19 protein-coding genes are annotated in these 19,292 nt (G+C 68.0%); 15 read left to right on the top strand and 4 right to left on the bottom strand.

The window, feature by feature from the left end; genetic code table 11:
• Positions 1 to 80 precede the first annotated feature (80 nt).
• The 4 genes from dnaX (at position 81) to PCQ86_RS12700 (ending at position 3,700) form a co-directional block, all read left to right on the top strand.
• A complete protein-coding gene (dnaX, locus tag PCQ86_RS12715; RefSeq protein WP_270173901.1) occupies positions 81 to 2,117 on the top strand; it encodes a DNA polymerase III subunit gamma/tau in 2,037 nt (678 codons plus the stop codon).
• A gap of 29 nt (positions 2,118 to 2,146) precedes the next feature.
• Positions 2,147 to 2,479 (top strand): YbaB/EbfC family nucleoid-associated protein, encoded by a 333-nt coding sequence (locus PCQ86_RS12710; RefSeq protein WP_011805555.1) that lies wholly within the window; start codon positions 2,147 to 2,149, stop codon positions 2,477 to 2,479.
• Between the two features lie 158 nt (positions 2,480 to 2,637).
• Positions 2,638 to 3,228, top strand: coding sequence for a recombination mediator RecR (gene recR, locus PCQ86_RS12705; protein WP_270173900.1), 591 nt, complete (start codon positions 2,638 to 2,640; stop codon positions 3,226 to 3,228).
• Between the two features lie 64 nt (positions 3,229 to 3,292).
• Positions 3,293 to 3,700, top strand: coding sequence for an MAPEG family protein (locus PCQ86_RS12700; RefSeq protein WP_041838824.1), 408 nt, complete (start codon positions 3,293 to 3,295; stop codon positions 3,698 to 3,700).
• A 9-nt stretch (positions 3,701 to 3,709) separates the two neighbouring features.
• Here PCQ86_RS12700 and PCQ86_RS12695 read toward each other — a convergent pair whose 3' ends face one another.
• The gene (locus tag PCQ86_RS12695) at positions 3,710 to 4,897 is read right to left on the bottom strand and encodes an MFS transporter (RefSeq protein WP_015913092.1); all 1,188 of its coding nucleotides are present in this window, start codon (positions 4,895 to 4,897) and stop codon (positions 3,710 to 3,712) included.
• Between the two features lie 583 nt (positions 4,898 to 5,480).
• On the opposite strand from PCQ86_RS12695, the gene PCQ86_RS12690 reads away from it, so the two are divergent.
• The 5 genes from PCQ86_RS12690 to PCQ86_RS12670 all read left to right on the top strand — a co-directional run bounded on the left by PCQ86_RS12690 (position 5,481) and on the right by PCQ86_RS12670 (position 10,164).
• Positions 5,481 to 6,527, top strand: a complete 1,047-nt coding sequence (locus PCQ86_RS12690) for a methionine ABC transporter ATP-binding protein (protein WP_270173899.1) — start codon at positions 5,481 to 5,483, stop codon at positions 6,525 to 6,527.
• Positions 6,528 to 6,537: 10 nt separating this feature from the next.
• A complete protein-coding gene (locus PCQ86_RS12685) occupies positions 6,538 to 7,203 on the top strand; it encodes a methionine ABC transporter permease (protein WP_011805550.1) in 666 nt (221 codons plus the stop codon).
• A 162-nt stretch (positions 7,204 to 7,365) separates the two neighbouring features.
• Complete coding sequence (locus tag PCQ86_RS12680; RefSeq protein ID WP_196995648.1) at positions 7,366 to 8,472, top strand: DUF6817 domain-containing protein; 1,107 nt, start codon at positions 7,366 to 7,368, stop codon at positions 8,470 to 8,472.
• Positions 8,473 to 8,657: 185 nt separating this feature from the next.
• A complete protein-coding gene (locus PCQ86_RS12675) occupies positions 8,658 to 9,458 on the top strand; it encodes a MetQ/NlpA family ABC transporter substrate-binding protein (protein ID WP_011805548.1) in 801 nt (266 codons plus the stop codon).
• Positions 9,459 to 9,612: 154 nt separating this feature from the next.
• A complete protein-coding gene (locus PCQ86_RS12670) occupies positions 9,613 to 10,164 on the top strand; it encodes an NADPH-dependent FMN reductase (RefSeq protein ID WP_011805547.1) in 552 nt (183 codons plus the stop codon).
• A gap of 124 nt (positions 10,165 to 10,288) precedes the next feature.
• On the opposite strand, the gene PCQ86_RS12665 is transcribed toward PCQ86_RS12670, so the two are convergent.
• Entirely contained in the window at positions 10,289 to 10,939 is a 651-nt protein-coding gene (locus PCQ86_RS12665; protein WP_270173898.1) for an FMN-dependent NADH-azoreductase, read from the bottom strand.
• 127 nt (positions 10,940 to 11,066) lie between these two features.
• Between PCQ86_RS12665 and PCQ86_RS12660 the strand changes: the two genes are divergently transcribed.
• The 6 genes from PCQ86_RS12660 (at position 11,067) to PCQ86_RS12635 (ending at position 16,941) form a co-directional block, all read left to right on the top strand.
• The gene (locus tag PCQ86_RS12660; protein WP_015913095.1) at positions 11,067 to 12,020 is read left to right on the top strand and encodes a LysR family transcriptional regulator; all 954 of its coding nucleotides are present in this window, start codon (positions 11,067 to 11,069) and stop codon (positions 12,018 to 12,020) included.
• A 280-nt stretch (positions 12,021 to 12,300) separates the two neighbouring features.
• A complete protein-coding gene (locus tag PCQ86_RS12655; protein WP_270173897.1) occupies positions 12,301 to 13,308 on the top strand; it encodes a sulfate ABC transporter substrate-binding protein in 1,008 nt (335 codons plus the stop codon).
• A 147-nt stretch (positions 13,309 to 13,455) separates the two neighbouring features.
• On the top strand, positions 13,456 to 14,307 hold the full coding sequence (cysT, locus tag PCQ86_RS12650) for a sulfate ABC transporter permease subunit CysT (protein ID WP_011805543.1): 852 nt from the start codon (positions 13,456 to 13,458) through the stop codon (positions 14,305 to 14,307).
• A complete protein-coding gene (gene cysW, locus PCQ86_RS12645) occupies positions 14,304 to 15,215 on the top strand; it encodes a sulfate ABC transporter permease subunit CysW (RefSeq protein WP_270173896.1) in 912 nt (303 codons plus the stop codon). Before cysT ends, cysW begins: the two co-directional genes overlap by 4 nt.
• Before the next feature lie 11 nt (positions 15,216 to 15,226).
• A complete protein-coding gene (locus PCQ86_RS12640; RefSeq protein ID WP_011805541.1) occupies positions 15,227 to 16,354 on the top strand; it encodes a sulfate/molybdate ABC transporter ATP-binding protein in 1,128 nt (375 codons plus the stop codon).
• Positions 16,355 to 16,413: 59 nt separating this feature from the next.
• Positions 16,414 to 16,941 (top strand): disulfide bond formation protein B, encoded by a 528-nt coding sequence (locus PCQ86_RS12635; protein WP_172206722.1) that lies wholly within the window; start codon positions 16,414 to 16,416, stop codon positions 16,939 to 16,941.
• A gap of 85 nt (positions 16,942 to 17,026) precedes the next feature.
• Here the strand turns inward: PCQ86_RS12635 and PCQ86_RS12630 are convergent, their stop codons facing one another.
• The gene (locus PCQ86_RS12630; RefSeq protein WP_270173895.1) at positions 17,027 to 17,698 is read right to left on the bottom strand and encodes a glutathione S-transferase; all 672 of its coding nucleotides are present in this window, start codon (positions 17,696 to 17,698) and stop codon (positions 17,027 to 17,029) included.
• Between the two features lie 25 nt (positions 17,699 to 17,723).
• Positions 17,724 to 19,277 (bottom strand): PepSY-associated TM helix domain-containing protein, encoded by a 1,554-nt coding sequence (locus tag PCQ86_RS12625; protein ID WP_270173894.1) that lies wholly within the window; start codon positions 19,275 to 19,277, stop codon positions 17,724 to 17,726.
• Between the last annotated feature and the right edge of the window lie 15 nt (positions 19,278 to 19,292).

Raw genomic sequence — 19,292 nt, 5'->3', positions numbered from 1 at the left:
GCGCGGTGGCCTGCGTAGGCCCGGGCCAGCTAGAAGCCTTGGCGCGCTGCGTGTCTGGCCCGCACATAGAATCACGCCCCATGTCCTATCTTGTGCTCGCCCGCAAATACCGTCCCAAGACCTTCTCTGAGATGGTGGGGCAGGAGCACGTGGTGCAGGCGCTCTCCAACGCGCTCACGCAGCAGCGGCTGCACCACGCCTACCTGTTCACCGGCACGCGCGGCGTGGGCAAAACCACGGTCTCGCGCATCCTGGCCAAGTCGCTCAATTGCCAGGGGCCGGACGGCCAAGGCGGCATCACTGCCACGCCCTGCGGCGTGTGCCCGGCCTGTACCGACATCGACAGCGGCCGGTTTCCTGACTACACCGAGCTGGATGCCGCCTCCAACCGCGGCGTGGACGAGGTGCAGGGGCTGCTGGAGCAGGCCGTCTACAAGCCGGTGCAGGGGCGCTTCAAGGTCTTCATGATCGACGAAGTGCACATGCTCACGAACACGGCGTTCAACGCCATGCTCAAGACGCTGGAGGAGCCGCCGGAATACCTCAAGTTCGTGCTGGCCACCACCGATCCACAGAAGGTGCCGGTCACGGTGCTCTCGCGCTGCCTGCAGTTCAACCTGCGGCCCATGGCGCCCGAGACGGTGCTGGAGCACCTCACCCGCGTGCTCGCCGCCGAGAACGTGCCCGCCGAGCCGCAGGCCCTGCGGCTGCTGGCCCGCGCCGCGCGCGGTTCCATGCGCGACGCGCTCAGCCTGACCGACCAGGCGATTGCCTTCGGCAGCGGCCAATTGCAGGAAGCCGCTGTGCGCCAGATGCTGGGCAGCGTGGACCGCAGCCATGTGTTCCGTCTGATCGACGCGCTGGCGCAGGGCGATGGCCGCACGGTGGTCGAGACGGCGGACACCCTGCGCATCAACGGCCTGTCCGCCGCCTCCACGCTGGAGGACATGAGCGCCGTGCTGCAGCGCATGGCCGTGCTGCAGGCCGTTCCGCAGATGGCTGCGGCCGCGGACGCCAGCGACCCTGAGGCGGCAGAGGTTGCGCGCCTGTCTGCCGCCCTGCCGGCCGACGAGACGCAGCTGCTGTACAGCATCTGCCTGCACGGCCGCGCCGATCTGGGTCTGGCGCCCGACGAATATGCCGCGCTGACCATGGTGCTGCTGCGCCTGTTGGCGTTCAAGCCGGCGGCTTCGGAAGGCGGCGCGGCTGCCTCGGCTGAAAAAAAAACTCTGACGCGGCCTGAAGCCGCAGCGCCGTCGGCCCATGCGCCGGCCGATACGCCGGTAGTCCAGGCACCGCAGGCTGTGCCGGCCGCCGCGGACCGGGCTCCCGCACCGCCGGTGTCGGTGCACCCGGCTCCGGTCGAGGCGCCCGCGATGGACTGCGCGACTGCCGCGCCCGCCCGGCCCGCCGCATCGGCAGCACCCACGCGGGCGCAAGCCACGCCGGACGATGTGAACCAGGCCGTGCAGGACGCGTTGGACGCGGGCGACCGCGAATCGCCCCCGTGGGAAGCCGGCGATATGGCCCAGGCGCCCGTACGGGCCGCAGCGCCTGTGCGTCTGCCCGTACGCTCCCCTGAGGATCTAAGGCAAAAAACACCTCCAGCGCCCGCCCATACAGCGCAAGCAGCTCCTGAAACGGTAGCAATCCCCGTGCGTACCGCGCCGGAACCCGGCGCGCGCCTGCAGCCCCTGCCATCGGCAGCCCCGGCACCCGCGCGGCTGGTGCGCACGGAGGAGGGCGATGTCTGGCATGCCACCGTGCAGCAGCTCATTGCCCAGGAGGCCATCACCGCCCTGGTGCGCGAACTGGCGCTGCAGTCGCAACTGGTGGCGCGTGACCCGGACCATTGGCTGCTGCGCGTGGAGCGGGAGTCGCTCAACCAGCCCACGGCGCGCGAGCGCCTGCGCGCGGCGCTGGAGGCCGCGGGCCATGCGCGCCAGATCAGCGTGGAGGTGGGTGTGGTGATCGACAGCCCCGCGCGCCGCAACGCGCACGCCGCGGCCGAACGCCAGCGCGTGGCCGAGGAGATCGTCCACAACGACCCCTACGTGCAGCAACTGATGCGCGATTTCGGGGCGAAAATCGTGCCGGGCAGCATCAAGCCTGCATAACCATTTTTGAAACGCAAAGGAAACCATCCATGTTCAACAAGGGACAGCTCGCCGGCCTCATGAAGCAGGCCCAGGCCATGCAGGACAACCTGAAGAAGGCCCAGGACGACCTGGCCAACATCGAGGTCGAGGGCGAATCCGGCGCCGGCCTGGTGAAGGTGCTGATGACCTGCAAGCACGACGTCAAGCGCGTGACCATCGACCCCAGCCTGCTGGCCGACGACAAGGACATGCTGGAAGACTTGGTGGCCGCCGCTTTCAACGCCGCGGTGCGCAAGGCCGAGGAAACCTCGGCGGAGAAGATGGCCAAGATCACGGCCGGCATGCCAGGCCTTCCCGGCGGCATGAAATTCCCCTTCTGAGGGCAGGCTACTGCGCGCCGGCCATGCGTCGTGGGGCGGTGCTCGCAATCCTCACGTACTAGGCAAGTACGTTCCGGTTGCCGTGCTCCGTCCGCCTCGCCTGGCAGGCGCTCGCTACGCCCTTGGGGGCGGCGTTTGCACTCCGAATTCCATTCTTCATGTCCGACACCAGCTCCCTTGACGCACTGATCCAGGCCCTGCGGCGCCTGCCCGGTGTGGGCGTGAAGTCGGCGCAGCGCATGGCGTTCCATCTGCTGCAGCATGACCGCGCCGGCGCGCAGATGCTGTCGCAGGCGCTGGCGCAGGCGGCAACGCAGGTACGCCATTGCGAACGCTGCCACACCTTCACCGAGGGCGCGGTGTGCGAGACCTGCCTGGACCCGGCGCGCGACGCCTCCCGCCTGTGCGTGGTGGAGACGCCCGCCGACCAGGCCGCGATGGAGCGCACCGCGGCGTTCAAGGGGCTGTACTTCGTGCTCATGGGGCGGCTGTCGCCGCTGGATGGGGTGGGGCCGCGCGACATCGGTGTGCACAACCTGCTGGAGCGCGCCAGCGACGGCGTGGTGCAGGAGGTGATCCTGGCCACCAGCTTCACGGCCGAGGGAGAGGCCACGGCCCACGCGATCGGCGAGGCGCTCAAGCGCCGCGGCGTGCACGTCACGCGCCTGGCGCGGGGCGTGCCCGTGGGTAGCGAGCTGGAATACGTGGACCTGGGCACCATCGCTCATGCGCTGGCGGATCGGCGCTGAATATCAAAAACAATAGCTGCTAGCGCTTGTTGGATAAGCGCTGGAGGTCAAAAACACTGCAAAAATGAACACAACAATGCATGTGGCCCGCTTCACCGTGGCCTACTGGTGCGTGCTGATTGCGGCGCTGCTGCCCATGGCTTGCGCGCTGCTGGCCAAGCGGGGGGGCTTTCGCGGCAGCGACAACCACGACCCGCGTGCGTGGCTGGCGCGCCAGACCGGCTGGCGCGCCCGTGCCAATGCGGCGCAGGCCAACAGCTTCGAGGCGCTGCCGTTCTTCATCGGCGCGGTCATCATCGCGCACCAGCTGGGCGCGCCGCAGATGATGCTGGACCTGCTGGCCTTCCTGTTCGTGATGCTGCGCGTGTGCTACATCACCATGTACGTGGGCGACATGCCCACGGCGCGCAGCCTGGTGTGGGGCGCGGGACTGCTGGTCAACATCGCCATCCTGCTGATCGGCTGGCGCTGACTCCAGCGGTTAAAGGTGCTGCTGCGGCACGGGGATCTCCGCGGTGCGCATGCCTAGCGCGGTGACCACGGCGCTCAGCAGGGCCATGGCGCCGCAGAACACCAGCAAGCCGCGGTTCAAGCCCAAATGGTCCGACAGCCAACCCATGCCCAGGATGGGCACGATGGTGCCCAGGTATCCCACGATCAGGTAGGACGACAGCAGGCCGCCGCGCTCTTCGGGCGTGGTGAGCTTGGCCACCACGCCCATGCCCGCCACATTGGCCAGCCCATGGCCGAAGGCCGTGGCGATCACCGCCGCGCCAAACACCAGCGTGGCGCCGGTGAGCGTGGTCGCCATGAGCAGCAGGTTGCACAGCACCAGCGCGCAGCCGCTGGCCAGGGCCACGCGCTTGGTGCGCCAGTTGCGCACCATGAACTGGAACGCGGACGACAGGAACAGGATCATCGCGATCGACAGTCCGCTCACGGCCGGCCCATGCCAGGGCACGATCTCCTGCATGAAGCTGGGCGCCAGCGATGAGTACAGGCTGAACATGCCGAAGGCACTGAAGGCGCCCATGCTCGCCAGCCAGAACTGGCGCCGGCGCAGGCGCGGCGGCGGCGTGAGCCGCGGCATCCACTGTGCGATCACGCCGCGCCAGGTGCCGGGCGGCAGGGCGTCGTCCCGCGTTCCCCCTGTGGGCAGCCCGCGCAGTTGGTGCAGCGCATACACCGCCAGCAGGCCCATGGCCGCCGTGGGCACGTAGGCAGTGACGAGCGGGTGGGGCACCCACTGGGCCATCAAGCCGCCCACAAGCGGCCCCAGGCCGAAACCCAGCGTCATCGCCACGGTGGTCAGTGCGGCCGTGCGCCGTGGATCACGCCCGGGGCGGGCCTGCACCATGCCGATGGAGGCCGAGGTGGTGATCATTCCCGACGCCAGCCCGATCATGAGCCGCGCCAGCATGAAGACGGGCACATTCCACGCCAGGGCTGACAGGACCACGCCCGCGGTCATCAGCGCGAGGCCCGTGCGCAGGATGGCCAGGAAGCCGTGGCGCTGCGTGAGCCGCCCCAGAAACAGCAGGCTGGTGAGCGCGCCGAACATGTACACCACGAAGAGATGCGTGATGTCGCTGGGCTTGAGGCCCCAGGCCTGCTGGTAGAGCGGGTACAGCGGGCTGGCCAGCGCCGTGCCCATGACGCCGACGCACATGGCATAGCCAATCCAAACAACGGGAGACCAGGAGCGTTCTTGCATAGGTGGAGGGAGAAAGCCCGCGCGGTGGGGAGCGGCGGCGACGGGGAGCCGGCAGCGGGGCGTGTCGGGAACGGTGAATGGTGAATGGTACGGTGGGCGAGGGCCCCCATGCAGGCCGCAGGTGCTAGACCCCACGCGCCACGCAGCCGTGGATAGGTGGCGCGCCATACGCCTGTGCTGTCGGTGGTAGGCGAGTCTTGCGCATCGCTGGGCGGGCTGGCACCGGTTGCCATTCGCCCTGGCAGGACGGCTGCAGTTGCGCGTGCTCCTTCCCCAGGCGCAGGCGCACGCCGGCCGGGGATTTGCCCCGTCACCTAAAATCGCCCCTGTGCTCCGCTACTGCGTGGCACTGCCGCCCGACCGGGGCAGCGCCCGGCTCGCTGAAGCACGCCTCATAACGGGGCCGTCTTATGTGCCTACTTTTTGTTCGTTGGTTTTTTCATAACGAACAATTACATTCACCCGCTGTTTTGATCTTCACCCGCCGCGGCTGGCCATCCCTGAGGGGGCAGCCTGCGCGCGCTTTGCATTGCATTTCATGATTGACCTTCGGGGTATCACCCAGATCTACCCGGGCCCGCAGGGCCCCGTCGAAGCCCTGCGCGGCATCGACCTGCATGTCACGCCGGGCGAGGTGTTCGGCATCATCGGCCGTTCGGGCGCCGGCAAGAGTTCGCTGGTCCGCGTCATCAACCTGCTCAACCGCCCCACGTCGGGACAGGTGATGGTGGCGGGGCGCGACATGACACAACTGTCCGACGCCGACCTGCGCGCCGCGCGCCGCGAGATCGGCATGGTGTTCCAGCACTTCAACCTGCTGTCGTCGCGCACGGTGTTCGACAACGCCGCGCTGCCGCTGGAGCTGGCGGGCATGCCGCGGGCCGAGATCAAGAAGCGCATCGACCCGCTGCTGGACCTGGTGGGCCTGGCGCACCTGGCCGACCGCTACCCGGCGCAGATCTCGGGCGGGCAGAAGCAGCGCGTGGGCATTGCGCGCGCGCTGGCCAGCAACCCGAAGGTGCTGCTGTCCGACGAGGCCACCAGCGCGCTGGACCCCGAGACAACCCGTTCCATCCTGGACCTGCTGCGCCAGGTGAACCGCGAAATGGGCGTGACGGTGGTGCTGATCACGCACCAGATGCAGGTCATCAAGCAGATTGCCGACCGTGTGGCCGTGATCGACGCGGGCCGCATCGTGGAGATGGGCCCGGTGGTCGACGTGTTCACCCGCCCGCAGCAGGACATCACCAAGAGCCTGATCGACGAGATCGTGCCCCAGGAGCTGCCCGCCGGGGTGCTGGCGCGCGTGCGCAGCCTGGCCGCGCGGCTGGAGCCGGGCGCGAGCGGCCAGCTGTTGCGCCTGTCGTATGCGGGCGAGCATGCCTACGAGGCGATCCTGTCGCACCTGATCCGCGAGCTGGAACTGGACCTGTCCATCCTGCATGGCCAGATCGACGAGATCCAGGACCAGACCTTCGGTTCGCTGGCGGTGTACGCCAGCGGCAACATGGCGCGCATCGGCGCGGCCATCGACTATCTGCGTGCCAACGGCGTGGTGGTGCGCACCGTGGAAGTGACAGGCTGAGGGGCGGGCGATGTTCGAGAACTTTTCTGAAATGATGCTGGAGTTGTTCGTCACCTCGCTGTGGGAAACGATCATCATGGTCGGCGTGTCCGGCATCGTCGGCGGCCTGGTGGGCATTCCGCTGGGTGTGTTCCTGCGCCTCACGGATGCGGGCGGCGTGCTGGAGAACGGCCCGGCCAACAAGATCGTGGGCTGGATCGTGAATGCCGTGCGCTCCACGCCGTTCATCATCCTGCTGGTGGCCATCATCCCGTTCACGCGCTTCATCACCGGCTCGTCCATCGGCACCTGGGCGGCCGTGGTGCCGCTGACCATCGCCGCGGCGCCGTTCGTGGCGCGGCTGGTGGAGACGGCGCTGCGCGAGGTGGACAACGGCCTGGTGGAGGCCGCGCAGTCCATGGGCGCCACCACCGGCCAGATCGTGTGGAAGGTGCTGCTGCCCGAGGCGCTGCCGGGCATCGTGGCGGGCCTGACTATCAGCTTCGTGAGCCTCACGGGCTACTCGGCCATGGCCGGGGCCATCGGCGGCGGCGGGCTGGGCGACCTGGGCATCCGCTACGGCTACCAGCGCTTCCTGCCCGACATCATGCTGGCCGTGGTGGTCATCCTGATCTTCTTCGTGCAAGCCATCCAGAGCCTGGGTGACTGGGCCGTGCGCCGCCTGTCGCACCGCTGATGCAGGACAGGGGGGCGCACACGGGATGTGCACGCTCCTGATTTGATAGCTTTTGGCGCTTGTGCAGCGGGCGCCGCGGGCTGTTTTGACAGAAGACCTGCGTGTGCGGGCGGCTTGGCCGATACTCGATGGCAAAGCCACTACCACGAAGGAGACCCCGCCATGTCCGCACTGCCCGCCTTTGCGCCACCGGATGACGCGCTGTTCCAGCGCGCCCAGTCCCTGCTGGACGATGAATGGCTGGCCCACGATGCCGATCTGGCTCCCGTGCTGCCCATGGTGCTGGCGCGCGGCGTGGGGCAGGACTGGCACAAGGCCGGAACCTTCCGCCATCACCTGGTGGGCGTGGCCCGGTCGCTGGCGCTGTGGGGCCAGCCCCGGGACGTGCGTCTGCTCGGGCTGCTGCACAGCGTGTACGGCAATGCCTTCGTCGACCTGGTGAAGTTCGACGCGGCCAGCGAGCGCGGCCGCCTGCAGGCGCTGGTGGGCGAGAGCGCCGAGCACCTGGTGTACCTGTTCTGCACCATGAGCCGCGCGCAGTTCGTGCAAAAGGTGCTGGCCGGCGAGCTGCAGGCCGACGGCTCGCTGGTCGTGGAGAAGAACGGCCCCGCGCCGCGCCAGACCGTGCACCTCGCACCCTACGAGGTGGCGGCTTTCACCATCGTCAGCATGGCCGACACGATCGAGCAGTGGTTCAGCTGGCAGGACGACATCTACTCGCGCTTTCCCGCCGTCGATCCTTCGCGCCCACAGGCCGTGCACTGGGCCGCGTCGCTGTGGCCCGGACCCATGCGCCCCACGGCCCGCATGGTCAGCCAGATCGCGGCGCTGGGCCTGGCGTTGCAGCACCCCGGGCTGCGCGGGCAGTTGCCGCTGCCGCCCGTGTTCGACCACTGCAGCCAGGGCCTGACGGCGCAGGACGAGGCGGCCGCCACGGCCCTGTATTGGTCGGTGATCCAGTTGGCGCAACCGCTGGTGGACCTGGACGGCGCCACGGCCACGCTGGAGCAGGCCGTGCGCCTGAACCCCTGGGTGGGCGAGCCGCAGATGGTGCTGGCACAGCTGTACCTGTCGGCCGGCCGCGCGCAGGACGCGGCGTGCGCCTCACGCGGGGCGCTGCAGGCCTTCAGCGCCTGGGGCAATGCCTGGGACAAGCGCGTGCAGTGGGACGCCTGGATCGCCTGGACGCGCATCCTGCTGCAGTCGGCCGAGGAGGGCGGCTGGCCCGCGCGGCTGGACAAGCTCAACAACGTGGCGCTCAAGGGCTGACGGGGCGCCGCCGCGGCCTTCCCGGGGCGGTGGAGGATGCGCGGCCTTTCACCCCCTCAGGTGCTCTGCCGCCCGGGTGCTCTTCATGTGTGCGGGTTCTTTGGATATGGAAAAGTATTCGTTCGGAGGGCGCGCCGCAGGGGCTACGATGCCGGCTCTCCCTGTAACGGTATGAAAGGTTTCCCGTGATTTCCAAGCGCTCCCTGCTCCAATCGACCCTGGCCCTGGCAATGGCCGCCGGCCTCTCGGGCCACGCCCTGGCGCAGGACAAGCCGCTGAAGATCGGCGTGACAGCGGGCCCGCACGCGCAGATCTTCGAGCAGGTCAAAAAAGTGGCCGAACAGCAGGGCCTGAAGATCCAGGTGGTGGAGTTCAGCGACTATGTGCAGCCCAACGCGGCTCTGGCCGCCGGCGACCTGGACGCCAACAGCTACCAGCACAAGCCCTACCTGGATGCGCAGATCAAGGACCGTGGCTACAAGTTCGCCGTGGCGGCCAACACCGTCAACTTCCCCATCGGCCTGTATTCCAAGAAGGTCAAGAAGCTGGCTGACCTGAAGGAAGGCGCGCGCTTCGGCATTCCCAACGACCCCACCAACGGCGGCCGCGTGCTGCTGCTGCTGCAGGCGCAGGGCCTCATCAAGCTCAAGGACGGCGCAGGCCTGAAGGCCACGCCGCTGGACGTGGTGGGCAACCCGAAGAAGCTGAAGTTCGTGGAGCTGGACGCCGCGCAGCTGCCGCGCTCGCTGGACGACCTGGACGCCTCGGCCATCAACACCAACTTCGCCATCTCCGCCGGCCTGAACCCCAAGACCGATTCCATCGCGCAGGAAAGCCCGGACGGCCCCTACGTCAACCTGCTCGTGGTGCGTGAGGCCGACAAGAACAAGCCCTGGGTGGCGCAACTGGTCAAGGCCTACCAGAGCGAGGAGATCCGCCGCTTCATCGAGACGCAGTTCAAGGGCTCGGTGCTGGCAGGCTGGTGATGGCGCGCGGCGGGGGGCCTCGACCGGCCCCGGCCCCGGTGCCGTGACCGCCGCTTGTCTGACAGCAGCGTTCCACGGCGGCCCGTAAGATGGTCCGGCCGCCCGCCATCGCGATGGCGCTGCGCGGCGCCTACCTCTGCCAGAAAGGGTCCGTATGAGCCACTACCGCATTGCCGTCGTCGTCGGCAGCCTTCGCAAGGATTCGTTCAACCGCAAGCTGGCCCATGCGCTGGCGCGCATGGCGCCCGCGGACTGCGAATTCCACCAGGTGCGCATCGACGACCTGCCGCTGTACAACCAGGACGACGACGGCCAGCAGGCCGAGTCCGTGCAACGGCTCAAGAAGGAGATCGCCGGGTCGCAGGGCGTGCTGTTCGTCACGGCGGAATACAACCGCTCCATCCCCGGCGTGCTCAAGAACGCCCTCGACAACGCATCGCGCCCCTATGGCCAGAGCGCCTGGGCGGGCAAGCCCGCGGGTGTGATCGGGGTGTCCATCGGCGCCATGGGCACGGCGATGGCGCAGCAGCATCTGCGCAATGTGCTGGCCTACCTGGACATGCCCACACTGGGCCAGCCCGAGGCATTCATCCATGCCAAGGACGGCCTGTTCAACGAAGACGGCACCATCGGCGAGGGCAGCAAGGACTTCTTGCAGCGCTGGATGGACCGGTACATCGCCTGGGTCAAGCGCCACAACGGCTGACAGTTGCTATCGATTAGATAGCTGTTTGCGCTTGACTATCAAGGGCTAGAGCCCATTTTGATATGAAAAAACCCGCCCCGGCATGGCCGGAGGCGGGTTTTGTTTGGCGGGGCGCCGGGGCTGGTCAGGCGGCCTGGCTGACGCGGTCCTGGTTGGCGGCATGGGCCTTTACGTGGGCCTCGATCGCCTGGGCGGCGGCGGCCAGGGCCTGGGCCTTGGCATCGCCACCCATGGCCACACCCTCGGCGCGCACGAAGCGCACGTCGGTCACACCGAAGAAGCCCAGCACGGTCTGCAGGTAGCTTTCCTGGTGCTCCATGGCGCGGCCGCCTTCGCTGGTGGAATACACGCCGCCGCGGCTCGACGCCACGATCACCGTCTTGCCCTTGGCCAGGCCCTCGGGGCCGTTGGCGGTGTACTGGAAGGTGCGGCCGGGTTGGGCGATGCGGTCGATCCAGGCCTTGAGCTGCGTGGGGATGGCGAAGTTGTAGAACGGTGCGCCGATCACCACCACGTCGGCCGCCAGGAATTGGCTCACCAGCCGCTCGGACACGGCGTTCTCGCGCTGCTGCGCCTCGCTCAGGCCGTCGGTCTGGCCGGTGCGCGGTGCCATCGCATCCATCGTGAAGTGCGCAGGCGCGTCGGCCACCAGGTCCAGGTAGCTCACCTGGGTGGCGGGATGGCTGGCCTTCCAGGCCTCGACGATCTGCGCCGTGAGCTGGCGCGAGACGGACTGTTCACCGGTGATGGCGGAATCGATGTGCAGCAGTTGCATGGAAATCTCCTGGGGATAGGGACAAACCCGCAATGGGGCGATGGATAGATTGTCGTTTTGGACCGAATGTTTGATAAGCAGGCGGTGATGCGATAGATTGTTCTGAATTTGGAACGAAAGGCGCGCGATGCAGGATCTGAACGACATGCTTTATTTCGCCGAGGTGGCCGAGCGCGGCGGCTTTGCCGCGGCGGGCCGGGCGCTGGGGATCCCGAAGTCGCGCCTGTCGCGCCGCGTGGCCGAGCTGGAAGCGCGCCTGGGCGTGCGCCTGCTGCAGCGCACCACGCGCACGCTGTCGCTCACCGAGGTGGGCGAGGCCTACCTGCGCCATTGCCAGGCCATGCGCGATTCGGCCCAGGCAGCGCAGGACACGGTGGACCAGGTACAGACCGAACCGCGCGGCACCGTGCGCGTGACCTGCCCGGTGACGCTGGCGCAGACGGTGGTGGCCGAGCTGATGCCGCAGTTCCTGCAGCGCCATCCCCAGGTGCGCCTGGAGATGCAGGTCACCAACCGCGTGGTGAACGTGGTGGAAGAGGGCGTGGACGTGGCGCTGCGCGTGCGCCCCACGCTGGAGGACAGCGGCAGCATGGTGGTCAAGCGCCTGGACGAGGTGCGCCTGCTGCTGGTGGCCAGCCCCGAGCAACTGCGGCGCCAGGGCACGCCCACCTCGCTGCGCGACCTGGCGCTGCTGGACACGCTGGCCATGTCCGCGGCCGACGGGCGCGCCAGCCTGCGCCTGATCGGCCCCGAGGGGCGCGAGGAAACCGTGCACTTCACGCCGCGCTACGTGGCCGACGACCTTCTGACGCTCAAATTCGCCGCGTTGGCGGGCACGGGCCTGTGCTGGATGCCGGACTACATGTGCATGTCCGAATTGCAGGAGGGCCGGCTGGTGCACCTGCTGCCCCAGTGGACGCAGCCGCGCAGCGTGGTGCATGCGGTGTTTGCGTCGCGGCGCGGCTTGTCGCCGGCGGTGCGCAGCTTCCTGGACTTTCTGGGTGAAACCGTGCCCGGCCATTCCGCCGCGGTCTGTGAGCGGGGCGACACGGCCACGGCCGGCGCGGCACTGCCCCGCTGATGCGGCGGCGCGTGGTGTACGCAAGAGCGCGGGATGCATGGGCGGTGCGGCTTGATCCCCAGTGGGGGGCGATGTAAGGGCGCTTTGCTTTTGATAGCTGGTAGCGCTTATCGCATAAGGGCTAGAGACCCATTTGACTTTCCATGGCGGTGCCGGGAGCCTGTGTGCCAGATGGCATTGCATATGCTCATCTGTGGATAAATTTACAAAAATATATTCTTTTGAGTTTTAACCTGCGCTCTCCACAATGCATGATTTCCTGCAACGTGGAGGCGCTCCCATGACCCCGGCAACCAAGCTCAAGACCCTTCTCGCCACGCTGGCCCTGGCGGCCAGCGGGCTGGCCTCGGCCCAGGCCAATGCGCTGCTGAACGTCTCCTATGACGTGGCGCGCGAGTTCTACAAGGACTACAACCAGGCCTTCATCGCCCACTACAAGAAAACCAAGGGCGTGGACATCAAGGTAGACCAGGCCCATGGCGGCTCCAGCGCCCAGGCGCGCGCCGTGAACGATGGCCTGGCCGCCGACGTGGTCACCTTCAACACCACCACCGACGTGCAGTTCCTCGCGGACAACGGCGTGGTGGCCAAGGACTGGGCCAAGAAATTCCCGCATGACGCATCGCCCACCACCTCCACCATGCTGTTCCTGGTGCGCCACGGCAATCCCAAGAACATCAAGGACTGGAACGACCTGATCCGCCCCGATGTGAAGGTGGTGGTGGTGAACCCCAAGACCGGTGGCAACGGCCGTTACGCCTACCTGGGCGCCTGGGGCTCGGTGCGCGAGAAGGGCGGCAGCGACGCGCAGGCGGCCGAGTTCGTGGGCAAGCTCTACAAGAACGTGCCCGTGCTGGCCAAGGGTGGGCGTGATGCCACGGCCACCTTCCTGCAGCGCAACATTGGGGACGTGCTGATCACGTTCGAGTCGGAGGTGGTGTCGGTGGAGCGTGAGTTCGGCAAGGGCAAGGTGGACGCGGTCTATCCCTCGGTGAGCGTGACGGCCGAGAACCCCGTGGCCATCGTGGAGCGCACGGTCGCCAAGAAGGGCACGGGCGAGCTGGCCAAGGCCTACCTCGACTACCTGTACTCGGATGAAGCGCAGGAGATCGCCGCCAAGCACGCGATCCGCCCGCGCTCCGAGGCGGTGCTCAAGAAGCATGCCGGCCTGTTCAAGCCCATCCAGCAGTTCACGGTGGCCAAGTACTTTGGCTCGCTGACCGAGGCGCAGAAGGTGCACTTCAACGACGGCGGTCAGTTCGACAAGCTCTACACGCCTGGCAAGTAAGCAGTGAACACGCCCCTGAGCCGCCTGGCGCCTTCACCCCGGCCTGACTGCCCGGGTAGGGTGGCGGTGCCCGCGCATGCAAGCGCGGTGCCTGCGGGCGTGGGCCGCACCGGCTTTTGACCGGCGGCGAATAACGGATAACTCCATATGAGTGGCAAGAAAAGCGCCCCCAGGCGAGCCAAGAGGGTATTGCCCGGCTTTGGCCTCACGCTGGGCTACACGCTGTTTTACCTGAGCATCATCGTGCTGATCCCGCTGCTGGCGCTGCTGCTCAAGACGTTCACCATGACCTGGCCGCAGTTCTGGGAAGCGGTGGCGTCGCCGCGCGTGCTGGCGTCGTACCGCCTCACGTTCGGTGCCTCGTTCATCGCCGCCTGCGTGAACTTGGTGTTCGGCCTGCTCATCGCCTGGGTGCTGGTGCGCTACAAGTTCCCGGGCAAGAAGATCGTGGATGCGCTGGTGGACCTGCCGTTCGCGCTGCCTACGGCGGTCGCCGGTATTTCGCTCACCGCACTGCTCGCGGGCAATGGCTGGGTGGGGCAGTACCTGGAGCCGCTGGGCATCCAGCTCGCATTCAACCCCAACGGCATTGTGATTGCGCTGATTTTCATCGGCCTGCCGTTCGTGGTGCGCACGGTGCAACCGGTGCTGGAAGACAGCGAGAAGGAGTTGGAAGAAGCGGCCACCAGCCTGGGCGCCACGCGTTGGCAGATCTTTCGCCACGTGATCCTGCCGGCCATCATGCCCGCGCTGCTCACCGGCTTTGCCATGGCGTTCGCGCGTGCCGTGGGCGAGTACGGCTCCGTCATCTTCATCGCCGGCAACATGCCCATGGTGTCTGAAATCACGCCGCTGATCATCATCGGCAAGCTGGAGCAGTACGACTACGCAGGCGCCACTGCCGTGGCGGTGGTGATGCTGGTGATCTCTTTCGTCCTTCTGCTGGTCATCAACGCCTTGCAGGCCTGGCAGCGCCGCCACGCAGGAGCACCCGCATGAGCGCCGCGAACACCCGTACCGTGCGGCGCGCGCAGGCCGGAACGACCGAGGCGCGCTGGATCCAGTGGACGCTGATTGGCCTTGCCATGGTGTTCCTGCTGCTGTTCCTGGTGTTGCCGCTGGCCGCCGTGTTCACCGAGGCGCTGCGCAAGGGCGTGGATGCCTACCTGGAAGGCCTGCGCGAGCCCGACGCCTGGTCCGCCATCCAGCTCACGCTGCTCACGGCCGTGATCGCCGTGCCGCTGAATCTGGTGTTCGGCATCGCCGCGGCGTGGTGCATCGCCAAGTACGAGTTCAAGGGCAAGGCCTTCTTGACCACGCTGATCGACCTGCCGTTCTCCATCTCGCCCGTGGTGGCGGGCCTGATGTACGTGCTGGTGTTCGGCGCCAACGGCTGGCTGGGACCCTGGCTGGCGGCGCACGACATCAAGATCATCTTCGCCGTGCCGGGCATCGTGCTGGCCACCGTGTTCGTCACCTTTCCGTTCATCGCGCGTGAACTGATCCCGCTGATGCAGGCGCAGGGCAACGACGAGGAGCAGGCGGCGGTGGTGCTGGGCGCGAGCGGCTGGCAGACCTTCTGGCACGTGACGCTGCCCAACATCAAGTGGGGCCTGCTGTACGGCGTGATCCTGTGCAATGCCCGGGCGATGGGCGAGTTCGGCGCGGTGTCGGTGGTGTCGGGCCACATCCGCGGCCAGACCAACACCATCCCGCTGCACGTGGAGATCCTCTACAACGAATACCAATCGGTGGCCGCGTTCGCAGCCGCCTCGCTGCTGGCGCTGCTGGCATTGGTCACGCTGGTCATCAAGTCGGTGGCCGAGTGGAAGAGCGAACAGGAAATGAAGGCCGCGGCCGCGCTGCCGCCCGAGCGGCCTGCGCCCGCGCCCGGCGCGCCGCGCTGAAGGATGAACACATGAGCATTGAAATCCGCAACGTCAGCAAGCAGTTCGGCGACTTCCAGGCGCTGCGCGACGTCAGCCTGGACATCCAGTCGGGCGAACTCATCGCGCTCCTGGGCCCCTCGGGCTGCGGCAAGACCACGCTCTTGCGCATCATCGCGGGGCTGGAGACCCCCGACGTGGGCAGCATCCACTTCAGCGGCGAGGACACGACCGACGTGCACGTGCGCGAGCGCGGCGTAGGCTTCGTGTTCCAGCACTACGCGCTGTTTCGGCACATGACGGTGTTCGACAACGTGGCCTTTGGCCTGCGCATGAAGCCGCGCAAGGAGCGGCCGTCCGAAGCGCAGATCAAGGAGAAGGTGATGAGCCTGCTCAAGCTCGTGCAGCTGGACTGGATCGCCGACCGCTATCCCTCCCAGCTTTCGGGCGGGCAGCGCCAGCGTATCGCCCTGGCGCGCGCGCTGGCCGTGGAGCCCAAGGTGCTGCTGCTGGACGAGCCCTTCGGCGCGCTGGACGCCAAGGTGCGCAAGGAGCTGCGCCGTTGGCTGCGCCGCCTGCACGACGAACTGCACGTGACCAGCATCTTCGTCACGCACGACCAGGAGGAGGCGCTGGAAGTGGCCGACCGCGTGGTCGTCATCAACCAGGGACGCATCGAGCAGCAGGGCACGCCCCAGCAGGTGTGGGACAACCCTGCCAGCCCCTTCGTCTATGGCTTTTTGGGCGACGTGAACCTGTTCAAGGGCCGCGCCAACGACGGCCGGGTGTACCTGGACGACGGCATGCAGCTGGAAAGCCCCGAGGCCCAGCACGCCGACGATGCGCGCGCGTTCGCCTACGTGCGCCCGCACGACCTGGACGTGGAGCGCTATTCCCCCGGCCAGGCGCTGGACGCGCACGGGCGCCCGCGCGGCATCGTGGTGCAGTTGGCGCGCGCCATCGTGGTGGGGCCGATCGCGCGGCTGGAACTAATCCCCGAGGGCGATACCCAATCGGCGGACAATGCGCCCTCGGACGCGTTGATCGAAGCGCAGATTCCGGCGCAGCAATTCCACGAGATGGGGCTGCGTGAGGGCGAGACGCTGGTGGTGACACCGCGGCGCGCCAAGGTGTTTCTGGACGAAGCCGCCGGCATCTGAGCGCCGCTGCCTGCCAAGGGAGCGGATGTGGAGGCCGCTCCCTGCAAGGAAAACAAAAAGTGTTGTTGAACTGGATTGATACCGCCCCGCGCCGCATCCTGGCGCTGATCAGTGCCGCCTGCGTGGCCATGCTGGCCTTTGGCATGTACCTGCAGCATGTGGTGGGACTGGAGCCTTGCCCGATGTGCATCGTGCAGCGCTATGCTCTCATAGGTGTAGCGGTCTTCGCAGGACTGGCAAGCGCTAGAGGCCAAAAAGGCTGGTGGATGACATGGAGCGTGCTGGCCCTGGTAGCGGCTGGATTCGGCGCCTTCGTGGCGGCGCGCCAGAGCTGGCTGCAGTGGTATCCGCCCGAGATCGCCACCTGCGGGCGCGACTTCTACGGAATGATCGAGAACTATCCCATCAGCCGCGCCATTCCCATGATCTTCCGCGGCTCGGGCGACTGCACGGCAGTGGACTGGACGTTCCTCGGCGGCTCCATCGCCAACTGGTCGTTTGTCTGGTTCTTGGTGTTTGCCGTGCTGCTGCTGGTGCTGTTGGTGCGCGGCGGGCGCGGCGCGCCGGACACGCTGGCCCGGGCATAACTACGCGTCTTTTTTGACCTCTCGCGGGGCGCCTTCGGGCGCCCCGCGGCGCTTCACCTCGTCTTCACCCCGTCTCCAACCCATCTCACGCGGTTGTGGGTGGGAAGACCACGGGCGGCGCGCCGGGCTTCCAGGCCTCGTACTTGTGCATGACGCCCAGCAACAGCGGCGACCGCTGCCAGCGCACCAGCCATGCGCGCAGGTGCGGCCAGGGTGCGGCCTGCCACTGCGCGTCGTCGATGCCGGCGAACTGGCGCACGAAGGGCGCGATGGCCATGTCGGCCAAGGCGGCGCGCGGGCCGAAGAGGTGCCCGCCCGGCTCCAAGGCCAGGCGCTGTTCCAGCACCCGCAGCCAGGCATGGGCGGCGGCCCGTTCGTCCACCGGGCTGGCGTCGGGGTAGCGGTTGGGGTACTTGCAACGGTCCAGCGCCCGCTTGAACGGACCATCGCACTGCGCGATGAGCTCCAGCATGGCGTCCAGCTCGCCCCGGCCGGGGTTGAGCCAGCCGTGCGGGTCATGGGCCGCCAAGGCCCATCGCATGATGTCCAGGCTGTGCTCCAGCACTTGCCCCGGCAGCACCAGCACGGGCACCGTGGCCTGGGGCGATACGGCCAGCAGCGCCGCCGGCTTGTCGCGCAGCACCACTTCGCGCAGTTCGCAGCGCTGGCCGCTCACCGCCAGCGCCATGCGCGCGCGGATGGCATAGGGGCAGCGGCGAAACGAATACAGAACGGGCAGGGCAGACGTGGCGGACATGCGCCCGAGTATGCAGCGCTGCCCATCACCGCATCGGGGCCTGGGGTGCGGCAGGTGTGCGCCAGCCCAGCTTGCGCCGTACGCGCCGCCAGCCCAGCACGATGCCGCTCAGGCTGATCACCGTGCCGCCCACACTCAGCGCCACCAGCAGCACGTCCCACAACGGCCGGCGCTGCAGCAGCGGCAGCCAGTCCCAGCTGTGCAGCAGGCCGAACAGCCAGCGCGAGGTGCGGCGGTGCCGGTCCAGCCGACCCAGCACGGCGCCCGTGTGTGGGTCCAGGTGCACCCAGCTGGCGTGCGGGTCGCCGAACACCAAACGCAGCACGGGCAGCGGTTTGTCGGTGCCGCCGGTCATGGTGTGGGCATCCCGCGTGTAGTAGTAGGCGTCGTACGCGCGCAGGGTGTCGGTGCGCAGCAGTGGCGCATCGACCAGCCGGGCGGCGGCGGCTTCCAGCTCTCCCGGCTGCCATGCGTGGGGCAGGGCGGTATGCGCGTCCAGCACCGTGGGCGGGCCAGAGGCGGGCAACGCCTGCACCAGCGTATGGCCGGCGGTGCGCGTCCAGCGCAGTTCGCGCGTGTCGGTGGGCGCAGCCTGCAGCAGGGCGGCCACGGGTGCGCCTGCGTGCGGCAGCTGCAGGGGCCCGCCGTGCATGGCGTTGGTGCGCAGAGCGGGTGCGTCGCTGTCGAAGATGCGCCAGGGGTTCATGGACATCAGGCCGCTGAAGATCCAGGCGAGCGTGACGACCATGAACAGCAGGCCCGCCACGTGGTGCCAGCGCGCCCATGCGGACGGGAACGGCGTACGCCGGCCGCTGCGGTAGGTGCCCGCGAAGCGCCAGCGAAGGATGCCGATCACGCCGCCTGTGACCACTGCGGCGATACCCAGCAGCGACAGCGCATTGACGATGTCCGCCCAGTAGCGGTCCACCAGGCCGCCGCGCAGCGGGTACAGCCAGTGCAGCCACGCGCCCGCGTAGTTCCATTGGCGCTCGGTGCGTGCGGCATCGCGCACCACCTCGCCGGTCGTGCCGGAGATGTAGAGCACCGTGTCGTGTGCATCGCCCAGGCGCACGCGGTGCAGGGGCCGGTGCATGTCCAGCGCGCGGGAGTGGGTGAAGGCGTCTTCCTGCAGCGTGCCTTCGTGAACGGCATGGGCCGGACCCTGCGCGTAGGCTGCAGCGCTGGCCAATGCCCGTGGCGCGTCAACGGCCGTGAGCACGGCGCCGGTGCGGGCGTCGATCACCACCGGGGCGCCGCGCGGGCGTGCGTCGCCGGGCGGGGCGGCCTTGGACGGCTGGGGCGTGGCCAGGTACACCGCCCGCTCACCGCTGGCCACGGCCAGCCGCAGGTCGCGCAGCGGGCCCTGCAGCCCGGCGGCGGCCAGGGCCTGGTCGGGCTCCAGCGCCACGGCGGCGCCGCGCAGCGGCGGCAGGTGCATCAGCCGCTCGGCGGGCGTGAGCTTGGGATAGCCCACGTACATCATCACCACGCCGGAGACGAACCACATGGCGAAGAAGGCGCACAGCGCCACACCCAGCCAGCGGTGGGCGAGGAACATCCAGCGTTTGAGGTGCGACATGGCTTGCGTACCCCG

The organism is Diaphorobacter sp. ED-3 (assembly GCF_027625375.1).
Lineage (GTDB): Bacteria > Pseudomonadota > Gammaproteobacteria > Burkholderiales > Burkholderiaceae_C > Diaphorobacter > Diaphorobacter nitroreducens.
Note: the sequence above shows the minus strand (reverse complement) of the source record. Positions and strands in the feature narration are given on the sequence as shown.